Source organism: Corynebacterium mendelii (assembly GCF_017307055.1).
In the GTDB taxonomy this organism is placed as follows: domain Bacteria; phylum Actinomycetota; class Actinomycetes; order Mycobacteriales; family Mycobacteriaceae; genus Corynebacterium; species Corynebacterium mendelii.
Map to the genome: position 1 here is coordinate 24,853 of NZ_JAFLEQ010000017.1, position 16,390 is coordinate 41,242.

Annotated in this window: 16 protein-coding genes; 6 read left to right on the forward strand and 10 right to left on the reverse strand. The window is 65.7% G+C overall.

Going from position 1 to position 16,390, the window contains the following annotated elements; all coding sequences use genetic code 11:
- Positions 1 to 517 precede the first annotated feature (517 nt).
- Positions 518 to 1,453: a mycothiol synthase gene (gene mshD, locus JZY06_RS10470; RefSeq protein WP_207279511.1), complete on the reverse strand. Its 936-nt coding sequence runs from the start codon at positions 1,451 to 1,453 to the stop codon at positions 518 to 520.
- A gap of 46 nt (positions 1,454 to 1,499) precedes the next feature.
- Here mshD and JZY06_RS10475 point away from each other — a divergent pair, with 46 nt between their 5' ends.
- Both JZY06_RS10475 and JZY06_RS10480 read left to right on the forward strand, forming a co-directional pair.
- Positions 1,500 to 2,267: an LmeA family phospholipid-binding protein gene (locus JZY06_RS10475; protein ID WP_207279512.1), complete on the forward strand. Its 768-nt coding sequence runs from the start codon at positions 1,500 to 1,502 to the stop codon at positions 2,265 to 2,267.
- 69 nt (positions 2,268 to 2,336) lie between these two features.
- Complete coding sequence (locus tag JZY06_RS10480; RefSeq protein ID WP_207279513.1) at positions 2,337 to 3,047, forward strand: FABP family protein; 711 nt, start codon at positions 2,337 to 2,339, stop codon at positions 3,045 to 3,047.
- A 167-nt stretch (positions 3,048 to 3,214) separates the two neighbouring features.
- Here JZY06_RS10480 and JZY06_RS10485 read toward each other — a convergent pair whose 3' ends face one another.
- Entirely contained in the window at positions 3,215 to 4,279 is a 1,065-nt protein-coding gene (locus JZY06_RS10485) for an aminodeoxychorismate lyase (RefSeq protein ID WP_207279514.1), read from the reverse strand.
- Between the two features lie 42 nt (positions 4,280 to 4,321).
- Here JZY06_RS10485 and ygfZ point away from each other — a divergent pair, with 42 nt between their 5' ends.
- Together ygfZ and JZY06_RS10495 are read left to right on the forward strand one after the other, a co-directional pair.
- Positions 4,322 to 5,473, forward strand: coding sequence for a CAF17-like 4Fe-4S cluster assembly/insertion protein YgfZ (gene ygfZ / locus JZY06_RS10490; RefSeq protein WP_207279515.1), 1,152 nt, complete (start codon positions 4,322 to 4,324; stop codon positions 5,471 to 5,473).
- Between the two features lie 260 nt (positions 5,474 to 5,733).
- Positions 5,734 to 5,919, forward strand: a complete 186-nt coding sequence (locus JZY06_RS10495; protein ID WP_207279516.1) for a DUF3073 domain-containing protein — start codon at positions 5,734 to 5,736, stop codon at positions 5,917 to 5,919.
- Positions 5,920 to 6,136: 217 nt separating this feature from the next.
- On the opposite strand, the gene purM is transcribed toward JZY06_RS10495, so the two are convergent.
- The 3 genes from purM to JZY06_RS10510 all read right to left on the reverse strand — a co-directional run bounded on the left by purM (position 6,137) and on the right by JZY06_RS10510 (position 9,457).
- Positions 6,137 to 7,201, reverse strand: a complete 1,065-nt coding sequence (gene purM / locus JZY06_RS10500; protein WP_207279517.1) for a phosphoribosylformylglycinamidine cyclo-ligase — start codon at positions 7,199 to 7,201, stop codon at positions 6,137 to 6,139.
- A 199-nt stretch (positions 7,202 to 7,400) separates the two neighbouring features.
- The gene (gene purF, locus JZY06_RS10505; protein ID WP_330617285.1) at positions 7,401 to 8,897 is read right to left on the reverse strand and encodes an amidophosphoribosyltransferase; all 1,497 of its coding nucleotides are present in this window, start codon (positions 8,895 to 8,897) and stop codon (positions 7,401 to 7,403) included.
- A 164-nt stretch (positions 8,898 to 9,061) separates the two neighbouring features.
- On the reverse strand, positions 9,062 to 9,457 hold the full coding sequence (locus JZY06_RS10510) for a sterol carrier family protein (RefSeq protein WP_207279519.1): 396 nt from the start codon (positions 9,455 to 9,457) through the stop codon (positions 9,062 to 9,064).
- Between the two features lie 217 nt (positions 9,458 to 9,674).
- Between JZY06_RS10510 and JZY06_RS10515 the strand changes: the two genes are divergently transcribed.
- Positions 9,675 to 10,658: an acyl-CoA thioesterase gene (locus JZY06_RS10515; RefSeq protein ID WP_242516949.1), complete on the forward strand. Its 984-nt coding sequence runs from the start codon at positions 9,675 to 9,677 to the stop codon at positions 10,656 to 10,658.
- Positions 10,659 to 10,667: 9 nt separating this feature from the next.
- On the opposite strand, the gene trhA is transcribed toward JZY06_RS10515, so the two are convergent.
- Complete coding sequence (gene trhA, locus JZY06_RS10520) at positions 10,668 to 11,387, reverse strand: PAQR family membrane homeostasis protein TrhA (RefSeq protein WP_207279521.1); 720 nt, start codon at positions 11,385 to 11,387, stop codon at positions 10,668 to 10,670.
- Positions 11,388 to 11,605: 218 nt separating this feature from the next.
- Between trhA and JZY06_RS10525 the strand changes: the two genes are divergently transcribed.
- On the forward strand, positions 11,606 to 11,893 hold the full coding sequence (locus JZY06_RS10525; protein ID WP_207279522.1) for a hypothetical protein: 288 nt from the start codon (positions 11,606 to 11,608) through the stop codon (positions 11,891 to 11,893).
- A 13-nt stretch (positions 11,894 to 11,906) separates the two neighbouring features.
- Here JZY06_RS10525 and JZY06_RS10530 read toward each other — a convergent pair whose 3' ends face one another.
- From JZY06_RS10530 to JZY06_RS12365, 4 genes are all read right to left on the reverse strand, one after another.
- On the reverse strand, positions 11,907 to 12,977 hold the full coding sequence (locus JZY06_RS10530) for a hypothetical protein (protein ID WP_207279523.1): 1,071 nt from the start codon (positions 12,975 to 12,977) through the stop codon (positions 11,907 to 11,909).
- 180 nt (positions 12,978 to 13,157) lie between these two features.
- Positions 13,158 to 15,512, reverse strand: coding sequence for a phosphoribosylformylglycinamidine synthase subunit PurL (gene purL / locus JZY06_RS10535; RefSeq protein ID WP_207279524.1), 2,355 nt, complete (start codon positions 15,510 to 15,512; stop codon positions 13,158 to 13,160).
- A gap of 115 nt (positions 15,513 to 15,627) precedes the next feature.
- Positions 15,628 to 16,302, reverse strand: a complete 675-nt coding sequence (gene purQ / locus JZY06_RS10540; RefSeq protein ID WP_207279525.1) for a phosphoribosylformylglycinamidine synthase subunit PurQ — start codon at positions 16,300 to 16,302, stop codon at positions 15,628 to 15,630.
- Positions 16,299 to 16,390 (reverse strand): phosphoribosylformylglycinamidine synthase subunit PurS (locus JZY06_RS12365; RefSeq protein ID WP_242516973.1); only part of this gene is annotated, 92 nt, incomplete at its 5' end. The genes purQ and JZY06_RS12365, both read right to left, overlap by 4 nt.

The following is a 16,390-nucleotide window of genomic DNA, read 5'->3' on the forward strand; positions in this document are numbered from 1 at the left end:
AACGTAAAAGCCCCACATGACCGCTACCCCACCTGAAGGTGAACAGACGATGACCAACCGTGTCCGGCGGGCGGTCACCCACTCTGGGCGGATCCACATCGTTGGACAGTCCCCAACATCTGCCCCACAGGCCACCCTAACCGGCCTTCCCGGCCGCCCCGCCGGCCCGCACGCTGTACAAATACCGGCCCCCGGCACCACACCCCGGCACAGACCGTGGCCCGGCCGGCACCCCGGCAAGGGGCAAAACCAGCCCCGTCAACCGGGGCACACCAGCGCGGCGGGGATGCGCCGGCACAGGGGAACTCTTCCCCAGCCACCCCCATACGGGGGTATTTTCCCTCTGTTGGCCCCCACCCGGGCGGACAGCCGGGCCACGCCGTCAACTGCCGGACATCATGTGCAACCCGGTGTTCACCCGGAAGTTACCGGATCCATCTGCCGGACACGCTGGCGCGCCACCACGGGCGCGGTGCGGGCGATGGTGCGCTGTCTTTCCGCCCCACCAGGAGGGCTGTCAGCCCAGCCGGTAGACGACGTGGCGTTGGCAGACATCAAAACCCAGTCGCCGGTAGGCGGCCACAGCGGCTTTGTTGTCGGCTTCGACATACAGGATCACCCGGTTGGTTTCCGCCGCCAGATAGGACAGTCCGCAGCTGATCAGCGCGCCACCCAAGCCGGTGCCCCGGTAGCGGTCGGCCAGGCCGACGACATATATTTCGCCGGTGCCGTCGGGATGTTTTTTCGTCCAGTGGAATCCGGCAAGCACCGGATCAAGGCCGGTGGTGTCCCAGACAAACAGCACCCCGGCCGGGTCGAACCAGTCGGTGGCGGTGGCTTCCTCCAGCCGGGCGGCATCCCACCCGCCCTGCTCGGGATGCCAGCTGAACGCCTGGTTGTTGACCTCGAGCCACTGGCTGCGGACCGCGGCGGAATCCAGGTCAACCCCCGGATTGTCGAGGCTGCCCAGGAGCACACCGGGCGGGAGCGCCGCGCTGGCGGCCGTGTGGAGTTCCTCCCCGGTGATCTCCATCACCAGCAGTTGCCTGACAGGGGTACCCGACCAGGCGGTGGCGGCGGCCTGGGCCGCGGGCAGATCACCGTGGGCCCAGAAATCGGTGGCCCCGGCCCGGCGCGCCCGGCGCGCCAGCGCCGCCCCGATGCCGCGGCGCCGCTTTGCCGGGTCAACCACCATTTCGCACTGGTTGCCGTGAATGGCTGCCACACCCGCCAGTGTTGCCGGATGGCCGGCGGCGTCGCTGTCGCACACCGTTACTGTGCCGTCGCTGCCAGCCAGTGCCAGCAGATGGTGGTGGCCGAAACTGCTGTCGGCCAGTCCGCGCAGGAAGTGCTCGCTCACAGGCGGGATCCCGTCCACGGCGGCGGCCTTCTCAATCAGCTCCATGATGGTCTCGGTGGTGGTGGCGTCGTCGGTGTTGTCGGTGTCGGTCATGCCCACCAGGCTAGTGACCCGGCCGGGATCCTGTAGATCTATAGAGGTGGGAAAACGACGAACCGGCCGATGGGCAGTGATTGTTCTTGCCGTGTGTGTGCTGGGTGCGTGGATCGCCGACACGGTTGCCGCCGCCCGGGTGGAAAAAACCATTTCCTCGACCATCCGGCAGGACAACACCACGGCGGGGGAACCCCGGGTGTGGGTGGGGGGCACCCCGTACCTGCTGGCCCTTGCCACCGGGACAGTGCCCACCGTGGCCATTGACATGGGTGATGTCGACGTCCCCGATTTTGGCCTTGTCACACTGCGCACCGACGCCACCGGCATCACCGTGACCCCGCAGCAGGTACTCGGCGGCGACTGGCAGGGCGCGACAGCGAAATACCTGGTGCATTCGATGCGCCTGGACGGCACTTCCCTGGGGGCGCAGCTGGGTATGGATGATCTGCAGATTTCCAACCCGGTGGATATCTCACCGATGGGTGAGCCGCAGACCGAGGCGCTGTTGACCGGCACCCCGCCGGGGGTGGACGACAGATTTTCGGTGCTGGTGAAACTGCGCATCACCGCGGGGGTGGTCAGCATCACCCCGCTGGAAATCCGTTCCTCACCACAGGTTGGTCCGGCCGTACAGCAGCAGGCGCTGAACGCGTTCACCTGGTCGAGTGATTCGGCGGATCTGCCCATTGGTGGCCGGGCCAGTTCCATCCAGTGCACCGGCGGGTCGATTCTCATCCAGTCGGCCACCGACAATGTGCGGCTCAACCACGACAATCTGTCACCGCGCCCGGGGATCCCCGCAACGGGCTAGTCCTGCCCGCCCGCTGGCGGCTGCTCCCGGGTCCGCCCCGGCAGATGGTGGGCGGTTAGTATTTTGTGTATGGCTTCCAACAAGGACAACACCCCCGACCCGCAGGATGGTGGACGCGCACCGGCCGACACCCCGACCGATACCCACGCGGCCGCCGGGCAGCCGCCGTCACTGTCGGGCAATGATGCCGTCAACCTGGCGGCGGAGCAGTCGAAAAACACCGCCGGGAAAAATATTCCGGTGCTGGGCGATCTGCCGATTGCCGACAACACCGCGAATCTGCGGCAGGGACCGAATCTGCACGATGGTCTGCTGGCGCTTCTTCCCCTGATCGGTGTGTGGCGCGGCGAAGGCCAGGCCGATACCGCCGAGGACGGCCAATACAGCTTCGGCCAGCGGCTGATTTTCGCCCACGACGGCGAAAACTACATCTCCTACGAGTCGGTGACCTGGAAACTCGATGATCAGGGCAACCCGGCAGGCCCCGACCAGCGGGAAACCGGTTTCCTGCGCATCAGCGACAAAGACGAAATCGAGATGATCATCACCCACGCCGCCGGGGTCGTCGAAATCTATTACGGCGAGCCGCGCAGCGAACGCTCCTGGCAGCTGGAATCAGCGCTGACCACTGTCACCGCCACCGGCCCGGCGAGCCTGGGGCCCGGGAAACGGCTCTACGGGCTGCTGCCCAACAACGACCTGGGCTGGGTGGAAGAACGTGCCGTCGACGGTGCCCTCCACCCGCGGATGTCCGCCCAGCTGAAACGGGTCGTCGGCTAACAGCCACCGGGTGGCCGACACCGGTTTTTTTCACGGTCTTTTTTGAAAAAACACTCCCTCCCCCGTATGTGACTGCGTGTCCTTTTTTCGGGGGAGGGAGTGTTGTGTTTTGTCACCGGCGGGAAGAAGGGTGTGCCCGGCGGGCTTTTCCTTCCCGGCAGGCACGGTCACTTCTTTTTCTTTTTGCGGGATTTCTTCTTGGCTGTTGTCGTCTTGTCCGGTGACTGCCCGCCGTGCGTGGTATTCGTGCCGCCGCCTGCCGCCTGCCGTGATGTCAGCCCGGCGCTGCTGGTGACCGGTTTGTCCAAACGGTCGCCGTCCATCCCGGCCAGTGCAGCGGCCCCGTCGGTATCGGCCGCCAGCGCCGCGGATATCAGGCGGGCGATTGTTGCCGCGTTTTTCGGCTCGGGGCGTTTTTTGCCGTCAATGGCTGTCACCCTGGCGCCCAGCCTGACCGACGAGACCAGCCACACCGAGTCGGCTTTTTTGAGATCTTTGACCGTCAACCTGCCGTAGCGGCAGGTGTAGCCCTGTTTCCCGGCATGGGCGAACAGTGCCTGTTGGGTGGTGCCGGGTAAAATCCCCGGCTGCGGCGCAGGCGTGGTGATCACCTCACCGGTGACGGCGATCACCGTGGAGGTGGTGGCTTCCAGAACATGCCCGTCAGCCGACAGGAAAATCACGTCGTCGGCGCCGTGGGCACGGGCATAGCGTCTGGCGGACATGTTGGCCGCGTAGGCGAGCTGTTTGGCCGACACCACAGCCCACGGCACATCAGTGTCGACGGTGGTCTCGTATCCCCTCACCCCGGTGATCACCGCCACCCCCTGCTGACGTTCGGTGAGGGTCTGCCGCGGTATCGGGGAGACGGTCACCCACGCTGATTCCCGGCCGGTTGAGGCCCGCCCGCGGGTGAGTGTCCAGGTCATCACCGCACTGGCGGCGGATTGTTTTTTCCATTCCGCCAGTGCCACCGCGCTGGCTTCCCGCCAGATGTGGGGATCGGGTTCAGACAGCTCAAGCTGCGCGGCAGAGGAGGCGAAACGCTGCAGATGCCGGTTGATGTTGACCGGGACACCGTTATCTACCAGCAGGGTTTCAAATATCCCGTCGCCACGGGTGACGGCGGCATCGTCGAAAAAGACGTGCGGGAGATTCGGGTTCTGGCTGCGGCAGGACCCGCCGAGCGGGTCAACGATGACAATCACGGGGGCGGGCGCGGGTTCGGTCATGGATCCAATTATGCCGCGCCGGAGGCGCTACCATCGGCTGTTGTGAGTTCACAGCCGAAAAATCCGAACGCTTCCCTCCCCCGCCACAGTCCCGGTGACGCGGCGTCACCGATTCTTGACCTTGCCGGGGCGTTGCCCCCGGATTCCGGCAGCCCCGCGGGACTGCGGCCGGAAGAGGCGGGCAGTGACACTGTCGCCTGGCATTACGGCGGCCCGTTGGAAGAACAGATGTGTCTTTCCCGGGGCGGCGCCACCGTCACCGACCGGTCGCACCTGTCGGTTGTCGAGATATCCGGTGCCGATGCGCTCGATTTGTGCAACCGGCTGTTCAGCCAGAAACTCGACGGCGCCCCCGACGGGTACGCCGCCGGGATGCTCAACCTCAACGCGCAGGGCCATGTGCTGCACTCAGCGCGGATTGCGCTCGCCGGCACCACCCTGACCATGATCACCACCGCCGACCAGGCCGAGTCCCTTGTCGCCTACATCGAGTCGATGCGTTTTTGGTCGCAGGTCACTGTCACCCCCACCACCCACGCCGTGCTGACGGTCATGGGTTCGGGCCACCGCCTGCCGCAGACCCTCGACGGGGAGATTGCCCGCATCCCCATCGACTGGCTGGGTCCCCAACGCACCGACGTCATAGTCCGCCGGGAGAGCCTGGCCGCGGCATTCACGACCCTTTCCGGCGGGGGGTTCACCCCGGCGGGGCTGATGGCTTTCACCGCCGAAAGAGTCAAGGCACTCGATGCCTATCCGCCCCTTGATTTGACCCCCGCCTCGATCCCGCACGAGGTGTGGCACTGGATCGGCACCGCCGACCATCCCGGTTTCGTCCATCTGGACAAAGGCTGCTACCGCGGCCAGGAAACCGTCTCGCGGGTGCACAACCTGGGCCGCTCCCCGAAGGTGCTGGCCCTGGTGCACCTGGATGGTTCCGCCCCTGATCTTCCCGCCCCCGGCGAGTCGATCGTGGCCGGCCGCCGCAGTGTCGGACGGTTGGGAACTGTCGTCCACGACTGTGATCTCGGCCCGATCGGGCTGGCGGTGATCAAACGCAGTGCCCTGTCCTCTGGCGGGCTTCACGCCGACGGCCAGCCGATCACCGTCGACACCGATTCGGTACCGGGGGATGACGCACCCCGCCCGGGACGGGTGGCGATCGCGAAACTGAAGGGCACCGACGCCACCTGAGCGGCAGCTCCGCCGCCCCCGGCAGGGATGACCCCCACCCCCGTGGGTGGTACGAAACGCTGTCCGCCCGGAAAAACACCACCGGTGGAACCAACCGCCCCAATCACCCCCGGCATTGCCCTATCAACCCAGCTGAGAGGGTGGTTGCGGTATTTCTTACCCCGACCCGCTATCCTGTCTAACAGGAATACTCACTCAGATACGTCATGGGAGTCCACCATCAGTGGTCCTTCCAACCGAACACCCAAGGGGGTCAGACCATGGGTCGCGGCCGCGCAAAGGCAAAGCAAGCCAAGGTTGCTCGCAAGTTGAAGTACGACATCCCGGACATGGACCTGGATTCGCTGCAGCGGGAACTCAAAGGTGACAAGGGCGGTGACGATCACCGGGACAGCCAGGACGACTACACCGACTGGCAGGACTGGGACGCCCCGGAGGACCGCTGACCCCGGCCCCACCCGCCCGGGCCACCCGCCCGGTCGCTGTTATTTTCCGCTTCCAGCACACGCAAACCACCGGCACGGATACGCTGATGATCCCACCGGTGGTTTTTGGCGTGCCCGACACGGCTGTCACCGGCCGCAAAAGAAACGTCCCACCGCGGTGGGATGCACCGCGGCGGGACGCCGCCACCCAAAGGGTGGTGTGATCAATCCTGCCTGGTCAGATGGTGTACTCGCCGGTCAGGTCAACTTTCGCGGTCGAGCCGTCGGCGGCGGTGGCCACTTCACCGAGCACGAAGCTGGTGACGTGGCGGGCCGTGAGCATGGCCATCGCCCGGTCGGCGTCGGCGGACGCCACCACAGCGACCATGCCCACACCCATGTTGAAGGTTTTCTCCATCTCTTCCCGCGGCACTTTGCCCAAATCCTGGATGGTGCGGAAAATCTGCTGCGGGGCAATCGGACGGCGGTCCAGGTGGGCGGTCAGCCCGTCGGGGATGACCCGGGCCAGGTTTCCGGCCAGGCCCCCGCCGGTGACGTGGCAGAAGGTGCGCACATCGCATTCACTGGCCAGCGCCAGGCAGTCTTTGGTGTAGATGCGGGTGGGTTCCAGCAGCTCTTCGCCCAGGGAGCGGCCCAGTTCCTCCAGGTGGCCGTCGAGTTTCAGCCCGGCTTTGTCCAGCAGCACGTGGCGGGCCAGTGAATAGCCGTTGGAGTGCAGACCCGACGAGGCCATGCCGATGACCACGTCGCCGTCCCGCACCCGGTCGGGGCCGAGAAGTTCGTCTTCTTCCACCACGCCGACCGCCGTGGCCGACACATCGTAGTGGTCTGCGTCCATCACCCCGGGATGCTCGGCGGTCTCCCCGCCCAAAAGGGCGCACCCGGCCTGCACACAGCCCTCGGCGATACCGGAGACAATGGTGGCGACTTTCTCCGGGTAAACCTTGCCGATGGCGATGTAGTCCTGCAAAAACAGCGGCTCCGCGCCACAGACCACCAGATCGTCGACGCACATGGCCACCAGGTCGATGCCGATGGTGTGGTGGATGTCCATGGCCTGGGCCACAGCAAGTTTCGTGCCCACACCGTCAGAGCCTGCGGCCAACAGCGGTTTGGTGTATTTGCCGAGTTTGAACAGTCCGGCAAAACCGCCGATCCCGCCGGTGACTTCCGGCCGGGTGGCTTTTTTGGCCAGGGGGGCGATCAATTCGACTGCTTTGTCGCCGGCTTCGATGTCGACTCCGGCGGCAGCATAGGAGGTGGGGGTCTCGGACTCACTCATATTTCGTGGCCGTGCTTTCGTGTGTGTATTCCAGTAACAACGGATCGTGGGACAAGGTGGGCCGCCCGCCGGGTGGGAAACCGGGACACGGCCGTCTTTTTCAATGATAAAGAAACAATCGCCCCGGCGGGGCCGGGCGGCGGGACGCGACGGCGGACAGCGGGGTTTTTGCGCCCCGGGCGTGTCCGGCACCGCCCGGTCAGCTGCCGGACTGCAGTTTGCGCACCAGGTCGGTGTTGGGGTTTCCCTCGGGAAGACCCAGCGGGTATTTGCCGTCGAAGCAGGCGCAGCACAGCTGGTCGCGGGACTGTTTGGTGGCTTTGACCATATTGTCGATGGAGACATATCCCAGCGAGTCCGCGCCGATGGCGGTACAGACCGCCTCCACCATGGCTTCTTCCCTGGTTTCCCCGACGCAGTTGGCCAGAAGCTCCCCCGGGGTGGCGAAGTCGATGCCGTAGAAGCAGGGCCATTTCACCGGCGGGGAGGCGATGCGCACATGCACCTCCGCCGCACCCGCTTCCCGCAGCATGCGGATCAGGGCACGTTGGGTGTTGCCGCGCACCAGGGAGTCATCGACGACGATCAGGCGTTTGCCGGCGATGACTTCCCGCAGTGGATTGAGTTTCAGCCGGATGCCCAGCTGCCGGATGGTCTGTGACGGCTGGATGAAAGTCCGGCCCACGTAGGCGTTTTTCACCAGCCCCTGGCCGAAGGGAATCCCGGATCCCTGCGCGTAGCCGACCGCCGACGGGGTGCCGGAGTCGGGAACCGGAATCACCATGTCACCGTCGGCCGGATACTGTTTGGCCAGCAGACGGCCGATCTCGACGCGGGTGGCGTTGACCGCCCGCTGCCGGATCACGCTGTCGGGGCGGGCCAGGTAGACGTATTCGAAAACGCAGCCCTTGTGGACGGTGTCACCGAAGGTTTCGCTTCTCACCCCGGAGCCGTCGATGGCCACCAGTTCACCGGGTTCGATTTCCCGGACAAACGACGCGCCGACAATGTCCAGGGCCGCGGTTTCGCTGGCCACCACCCAGCCGCGTTCCAGCCGCCCCAGCGACAGCGGCCTGACCCCGTGCGGATCCCGGGCGGCATAGAGTGTTGTGCCGTCGGTGAACGTCAGACAGAAAGCCCCCTTGACGTGGGGAAGCAGTTTTTTCGCGGATTCTTCCAGGCTGGTGCCTTCCCCGATGCCGTGGGCCAACAGCGCACACAGCACATCCGAGTCCGACGGGGCCTGGTTTTTGTCGACCAGTCCGGCCTCGTGGGCCTGGTCGAGCAGCTCAAGATAGTTGACCAGGTTACCGTTGTGGCCCAGCGCCACATCGGTGCCGTCGGGGGCCATGCGGAACATCGGCTGCGCATTGTTCCAGCAGGCCCCGCCGGCCGTGGAGTAGCGGGTGTGGCCGATGGCCAGATCCCCTTTGAGGGCGTTGAGGGATTGTTCGTCGAAAATCTGGCTGACCAGCCCCAGATCCTTGAACACCACAATCTGGTCGCCGTCACCGACGGCAATACCGGCGGCCTCCTGGCCGCGGTGCTGCAGGGCGTACAGGCCGTAGTAGGTCAGTTTCGCGACATCCTCGCCCGGTGCCCACACACCGAACACCCCGCATTCCTCGCGGGGGCTGGTGTCCCCCTTGTCGTCGAAGCGATAGGGATCGCTGTGCTGTGTGTCCCCGGAAGGCACTCCGGTGGGTTGGTGTCGGTTGGGTGTGTTGTCAGCCACGAGTTTATGGTAGCCGGACGCGGGAGCTGACATGAAACAACGGGCCGGTCTCCCCCGTCCGCGGCGGAATTTTTTCCGCTGCACCGGCTTGTCGGGCATGCCCCGCCGGATACCGGTTTCGCGGGCTAGCAGTCAAGATGGGTGGCAACCGGAAGAAGCTGGGCCAGTTTCCCGGCGCGGTTTCCCGACAGCGTCACCCGGGGGTTGTCGACGAGGGTGTCGGGCGCGTCCAGCCCCAGGGCCAGCCGCAGCCACACCAACGGCGTGGTTTCCACCACGTTCGGCGGGGTGCCGCGGGTGTGGGCGGGCCCGTCGATCAGTTGCACGGCCACAAACGGCGGCACCCGCAGCTCCACTGATTTGCCCGGGTTTTCCTGGGCCAGGATTCGCACCGACTGCCGGACGGCGGCGGCAATGCGGGCGCGCGGGGGCTCGGGTTGGGCTGTCGGATCGGCCGCCCACGCACGAACTTCACGCAAACAAGCCCGCATCGTGGCGGCATCAACGGTTGTCTTCGGCATGGACACCCAATCTACCCGCCCCGCCCGGGCCTGCGGGGCCGGCATCGGCTGGCCGCGGTGCCGCACCGGTGGTGCTACCCTGTTTTTTCACCTTCCGCCGCTCGTCACCACTTCCCCGGCGCCCCCGGCATGCACCACCGGGCACGGTGCGGGCAGGTGGCTGCATGCCGCGAAAACGTCAGTGTTTTTGAAAACCGATTGGATGTTGCTTTCTGCCATGCCCCTGAAAAACAGCCGCCAGACCCTGCGTTTCATGGCCGCCCCCACCGATGTGTTGACCGCCGGTGCTTTCGGCGTCGACGGCGGGCGGGTGCTGGAATGGATCGACAAAGCCGCCTACGCCTGCGCCACCGGCTGGTCGGGCCGCTACTGTGTCACCGCCTATGTCGGGCACATCCATTTCACCCGCCCGATTCCGGTGGGCCATATCGTGGAGGTCCGCTCCCGTATCGCGTTGACCGGACGGTCGTCGATGCACATCGTCAACGAGGTGCTCTCGGCCGATCCCCGGGAAGGGGTGTTTACCCGGGCGTGTGACTGTCTGGTGATTTTCGTCGCCAAAGACGAGGACACCGGTAAGCCGGTGCCGGTTGAAACCTACACCCCCAACACCGAGGAAGAGCGCTATCTGCACTCGACTGCGCGGGCGCGCATCGGGCTTCGGCAGGCCATTGAAAAAGAGATGGCCGAACAAACCTATGACGGGCCCTCGGATGCGCCGCGGCTGGTGACCCGTTTCCTGGCCAGTCCCAACGATGTCAACTGGGGCGGCAATGTGCACGGCGGCACCGCCATGGAATGGATCATCGAATCAGGCACGGCCTGCACCATGGAGTGGGCCGGACAGCGCACCGTGGCCGTCTATGCCGGGGGAATCAGGTTCTACCGGCCGATCCACATCGGGGACCTGATCGAGGTCGATTCCCGGCTGATGCGCACCGACACCCGGTCGATGCAGGTCAGCATCCACGTCCGGGCCGGTTCCCCGCTCACGGGACGCGACAACCTGCCGACCGCGATCCATGCGGCGGTCACGTTCATCGGCATTGATGTCGACGGCCACAGTGTGCCCGCCCGGCAGTTCACCCCCCGCACCGAGGAAGACATCCGCCTGGCCGAGCATTCCGCCACGCTGCGCAAGCTCCGCGCGGAATACGCCCCGCAGCCGTTGACCACCCGCCGTGCCTCACAGATGCTGTAGCCGGCCGTGTCAGCCCGCCTCCACCACGATCATCCACACGGCCACCAGGTGGATCACCGCCGCCACCACCGTGGCGGCGTGGAACCATTCGTGGTAGCCGAATACCCGGCTCTTTCTCCCCGGCCAGTGGAAGCCGTAGGCCAGTGACCCCACCGTGTAGACAATGCCCCCGGCCACCAAAAGCCACACCACCGCCGCCCCGCTGGTGTGCCACAACACCCCGGCCAGCGGCACAATCAGCCAGCCCAACCCGGCATAGACAATGACATCGACCAGCGGCGGATGGCCGATCCAGACCACATTCATCACCACCGCGGCCACCGCCGCACCCCAGGCGACGGGAAGCAGCCACGCGGCATGTCCGGGCGGCAGCGCCAACAGACACACCGGGGTGTAGGTGCAGGCGGTAAAAACCGCAATCATCGAATGGTCCAGGCGCTGCCACACCCGCACGGAACCCGGCCGGGAGAAGGGGTAGAGATGGTAGAACGCCGACACCCCGAACAGTCCGATCAGCCCGGCCGAATAGACCACCGCCCCGAGCACCGCGGCAGCGGTGCCGGTGACCGCGGCATAGGTGACCATCACCCCGGCCTGGACCAGGGCCGCCACCGCGGCAGCCAGATGCATGAATCCACGCATGACCGGCCGCCGCCCCCGGTCGGCGACACAACGGGTCACCGCAACAATATCGGTGGGAGCGGCATCAACTCCGGTGGTTCGGCCCATGGCACACGCCTTCTTTGTGTGTTTCCCCGCCGGCGGCCACGCCTCCGGCCCGGCCACCGGCGCTGTGCGAGACCCCAGGCTACACCGCCGCACACACCCGTCGGCCTGTCACCTTCTCCAGTACCCCAATCCGGCCGGGGACACCCGCCGGACGCACCCGGCGGGCCCGGTGGTGGCGGCCTGTGCCGGTCACTGCCGGATACGGCTAGTCTGGCAGCGTGCAACCACTGAGCGAACCAGCCGCCGACCCCGCGCTTTTTTCCTTTTCCCCGCCGATGATCGCCGTCAGCTGCCTGTGGGTGCTGACCGTGGCGGTGGCGGTGATCATCACCCAGAAACGCCACGGCGACCCGTGGCGCAGCATGGCGGTGTTTTCCGCCACCGTGCTGCTGCCGTTTATCGGTTTCGCCCTGTGGGTTGTGTGGACGGTGGTGGCGATCACCCGGCAGGACCCCACCGCCGCACAGACCGTGGCCCGCCGCCGCGCCGGGCGCGATGCCCGCTAGCCGCCCGCGGCGGCTACTTGCCGGGGTTTGACTGGCCGAACAGTTCGTTGGTGCAGGCTGCCCCGTAGACCAGCTGGCGGCAGCGCACCGGCCAGGAAAAGCCCTGGAAGGGCATGGTGGCAAAGGTTTGTTCCGGTCCCCCGGCCTGACGGCCGATAAACGGTTTCAGCCCGGAGGCCCCGATCCCGGTGAAGACGCGGTTGCTTTGTGTTTCCAGCACGCTGCCGGTGTCCAAAATCCCGATCATGGTGCGCCCGCCGGACGGATCCTGTATCCACACCGGGCCGCCGGAATCACCGCCCACCGTCACCCGCCGGTCACCGGCCGGGATATAGCCGTTGAGTTCGAAAGCCCCGTCGATAGCCACCGGTGCCGGGCCGGCATCGCCGGTGATCCGGCCGGTGACTTTCACATCGGCCAGTTTCACGCACACCGACTGCTGTTGTTTGCGCGACCACACGCACAGGTTGTTGTGCTCCACCCGGGAGGGTACCCCGGCGTCCCGCCAGTCACCGAGGGTGTCGCCGGTGAAGATATTGCTGCCGAGCATCTGCGGATCGACCGTGACATATGCCACATCCGCCCCGCCGCTGCTGCCGAAACCCACCCCGTCACCGATATACAGCGGTTTGGGGTCGGTGCCCGGAACATACACCCGGGCCGGGGCATCGGCCGGTTGCGGTTCATGCTGTTTCAGGCAGTGACCGGCAAACCACAGCCGGTGGGCGGCGGCATCAACGTAGCCGACGGTGCAGCTGCTGGCCGCAGCGTAGTCGTCGTTGTCGATGTCCGGGGAGCGCAGCACCAGGATGTTGCTGCCCTGGTTGACGGCCCCGGCCACCGGCAGGCCGAGCGGCGGACCGGCGTCGACCGCGGCCGGCGGGGTCATCGCCGGGTCGATGCCGCGGTAGCGGCAGCGCCACGAATCATTGTCCGGGTTGCGCCCGCCGGTGCTGGCCCACACCACGCACACATCACGCAGGTTGATCCAGGTGCGGGTGACCACCGCCCCGATGGCCATGCCGCAGGCCAGCGCCACAACAACCACCGCACCGGCCACCGCCACCGCTTTTGTCCGCTGCATGAATTCTCACCCATCTTCCCCGGGGCCGCTGGTTGCATCGTCGAAAAAACAGCCACCCCCTTCCGGGGTCTGGCCCCGGCGGGGTGACCGGCCGGGGCCAGGCAGTCCCGTGCCGTAAGCATGGGTGTTCCGTGTGAACAACCGGGCCGCTGCCCGTTGGGCTGTGCCGGTTGCGGGCGGCTATTCAACCACCGAGTTCGCGCCGACCGCGTGGCCGAAGATATCGGGAAGGGTGGATTCCCAGGCCTTTTTCAGGTCGGCCACCGCAATGGTGATCTCCTTGTCGTCGCGTCCGGTGATCCGCAGTTTCGCGGCGCTGCCGGTGATACCGGTGTGCCCGATACGCACACAGGGCACGCCGCAGGACTGCGCCAGTTCCTCGACCGCGGACGCCGCCGACGGCAGGCAGGCCACCACCGCACGGGAAGCCGATTCGGAGTACAGCGCGGTGAACATGTCGGGGTGAACTCTGCTGGTGTCCACACTCACCCCGGTCATTGCCCCGTTGCCGCCGGTGACGGCCATCTCGATGATGGCCTGCGCCAGACCACCCTCGGACAGGTCATGGGCGGCGGTGATGATGGTGCGCTGGCCGGGGGAGGTTTGGCTGGTGAAGAAATCGGCCAGTTTCTGTTCGTTGGCCAGATCAATCTGCGGCGGCATACCGGACAGTTCCCCGTCGCCGCTGACCTGCTGCCAGATGGATCCGCCCCACTCGTCCAGGGTGGTGCCCAAAAGCAGCAGCTGTTCTTCTTCCTCGACCAGGCCGATGGTGGTGCCGATCCGGTCGGCCACATCGTCAATCACGCCGAGCACACCGACCAGCGGGGTGGGGTGGATGGCTTCCTGCCCGGTCTGGTTGTAGAAGCTCACATTGCCCCCGGAGACCGGAATACCCAGTTCACGGCAGCCGTCGGCCAGACCGTGGACGGCCTCCCGGAACTGCCACATGACAAACGGGTCTTCCGGGGAACCGAAGTTCAGGCAGTTGGTCACCGCCACCGGCCTGGCACCGGTGACAGCCACATTGCGGAAAGCTTCCGCCAACGCCAGGCGGGCACCGGTTGCGGGATCGAGTTTGGTGTAGCGGCCGGAGCAGTCGGCGCTGACCGCCACCCCGCGGCGGGATTTCTCGTCGATGCGCAGCATGCCCGCGTCGGCGTTTTTCGCCAGAACGGTATTGCCGCGCACATAGCGGTCGTACTGTTCGGTGATAAACGCCCGGGAGCACAGTGCCGGGGAGGCGGTCATGGTCATGATGGCCTCCCGGATATCGTCCACATCAGTGGGGATATCGATCGGCGCCTGCTGCTGGATATCCGATTGCCAGTCCGGGCGGGTGAACGGGCGCTCATAGACCGGCCCCTGGTGGGCGATGGTGTGCGCGGGGGCGTCAACAACCGTTTCCCCGCGGTGGACGATCACCAGATGATCATCGTCGGTGACCTCACCGATCTCGGCGCAGGTGACATCCCAGTGCCGGCAGATGGCACGGAACTTATCGACATCCTCGGGTTTGACGACCGCACACATGCGTTCCTGTGATTCGGAGGACAAAATCTCGGCCGCGGTCATGTTGTCCGCCCGCAGCGGCACCATATCCAGGTTGACTTTCATCCCGCCGTCACCGGCCGCGGCCAGCTCACTGGTGGCGCAGCTCAAACCCGCACCACCCAGATCCTGGATGCCGACAACCACGCCCGCCCGGTACAGATCCAGGCAGCATTCGATGAGTACTTTCTCCGCGAAGGGGTCGCCGACCTGGACGGCGGGAAGCTTGCGTTCCGCGCCTTCCTCGAAGGTATCCGACGCCAGTACCGACACCCCGCCGATACCGTCCAGGCCGGTCCGGGCGCCAAACAGCATCACTTTGTTGCCCAGGCCCGAAGCAAAAGCCAGCTTCAGGTCCTCTTTTTTCAGCTTACCCACGCACAGCGCGTTGACCAGCGGGTTTCCGGCGTAGCAGTCGTCGAAGACGGTTTCACCGCCGATATTGGGAAGCCCCAGGCAGTTGCCGTAGCCGCCGACACCGTCAATCACCCCGGGCAGCACCCGCTGGGTATCCGGCGCCTTCGCGGGCCCGAAGCGCAGCTGGTCCATCACTGCAATCGGGCGCGCCCCCATGGCCATAATGTCGCGGACAATACCGCCGACACCGGTGGCCGCACCCTGGTGCGGTTCCACATAGGAGGGGTGGTTGTGGGATTCGACGCGGAAGGTCACCGCCCAGCCGTCACCGACATCGACCACACCGGCGTTTTCGCCGATACCGGCCAAAATCTTGGAGTTCATCTCCTCGGTGGTGGTTTCCCCGAAGTAGCGCAGGTGCACTTTGGAGGATTTGTAGGAGCAGTGCTCGGACCACATGACCGAGTACATGGCCAGCTCCGCGTCGGTGGGCCGCCGTCCCAGAATCTCTTTGATGCGGGCGTACTCGTCGTCTTTCAGGCCCAAAGAGGCGTAGGGCTGCTCGTCGTCGGGGTTGGCGGTGGCCGCGTCGACGGTGTCGTTGAAGCTTGTGTGATGCTCGGTCACGGTTTTATGTTCGTCCTGTGTTGGCGTGAATGTGTGTCGAAAAAATGCGGGACACGCGGTTTTTTAGGAGTCACCGGCCGACCCGGCCCCGCCGTGGTCGCGCCGGTGACCGTCATCAGGCGGTGACGATCGAGTCGATGGCCGAGGCAATCAGCCCCAGCCCGTCGGTGGAGGGGCCGGTCAAGTCCTCGACCGCATGCTCCGGATGCGGCATCAACCCCACGACCCGTCGGTTTTTACTGGTCACACCGGCAATATCGCCCATCGAGCCGTTGAAGTTGTCGGTGTAGCGGAACACCACCCGGCGTTCTTCCTCCAGCATCTCCAGGGTGAATTTGTCAGCCTGGAAACGGCCCTCGCCGTGCTTGGCGGGAATGAAAATCTTCTGCCCTTTTTCAAACGCACTGGTCCAGGCGGTGTCGGTGTTTTCGACGGTGAGGTAAGTGTCCACGCAGTGGAAGTGCAGGCCCTGGTTGCGGGTCAGGGCACCGGGCAGAAGGCCCGCTTCGGTGAGAATCTGGAATCCGTTGCAGATACCCAACACCGGCATCCCCTGGTTGGCTTTGTCGATGACACTGGTCATCACCGGCGCCAGCGCGGAGATCGCGCCGCTGCGCAGATAGTCGCCGTAGGAAAACCCGCCGGGAATGATCACTGCGTCGACGTCTTTGAGATCAGTGTCGGCATGCCACAGGCTGACAGCCTCCGCCCCGCCGAGCCTGACGGCGCGGGCGGCATCGACATCGTCGAGTGTTCCGGGGAAAGTGACAACTCCGATCCGGGCGCTCACTGGGCGTTCTCCTCGCGGATGATTTCGAATTCCTCGATGACGGTGTTGGCCAACAGCGTGGAGGCCATTTTCTCGAGTTCGGCATCGG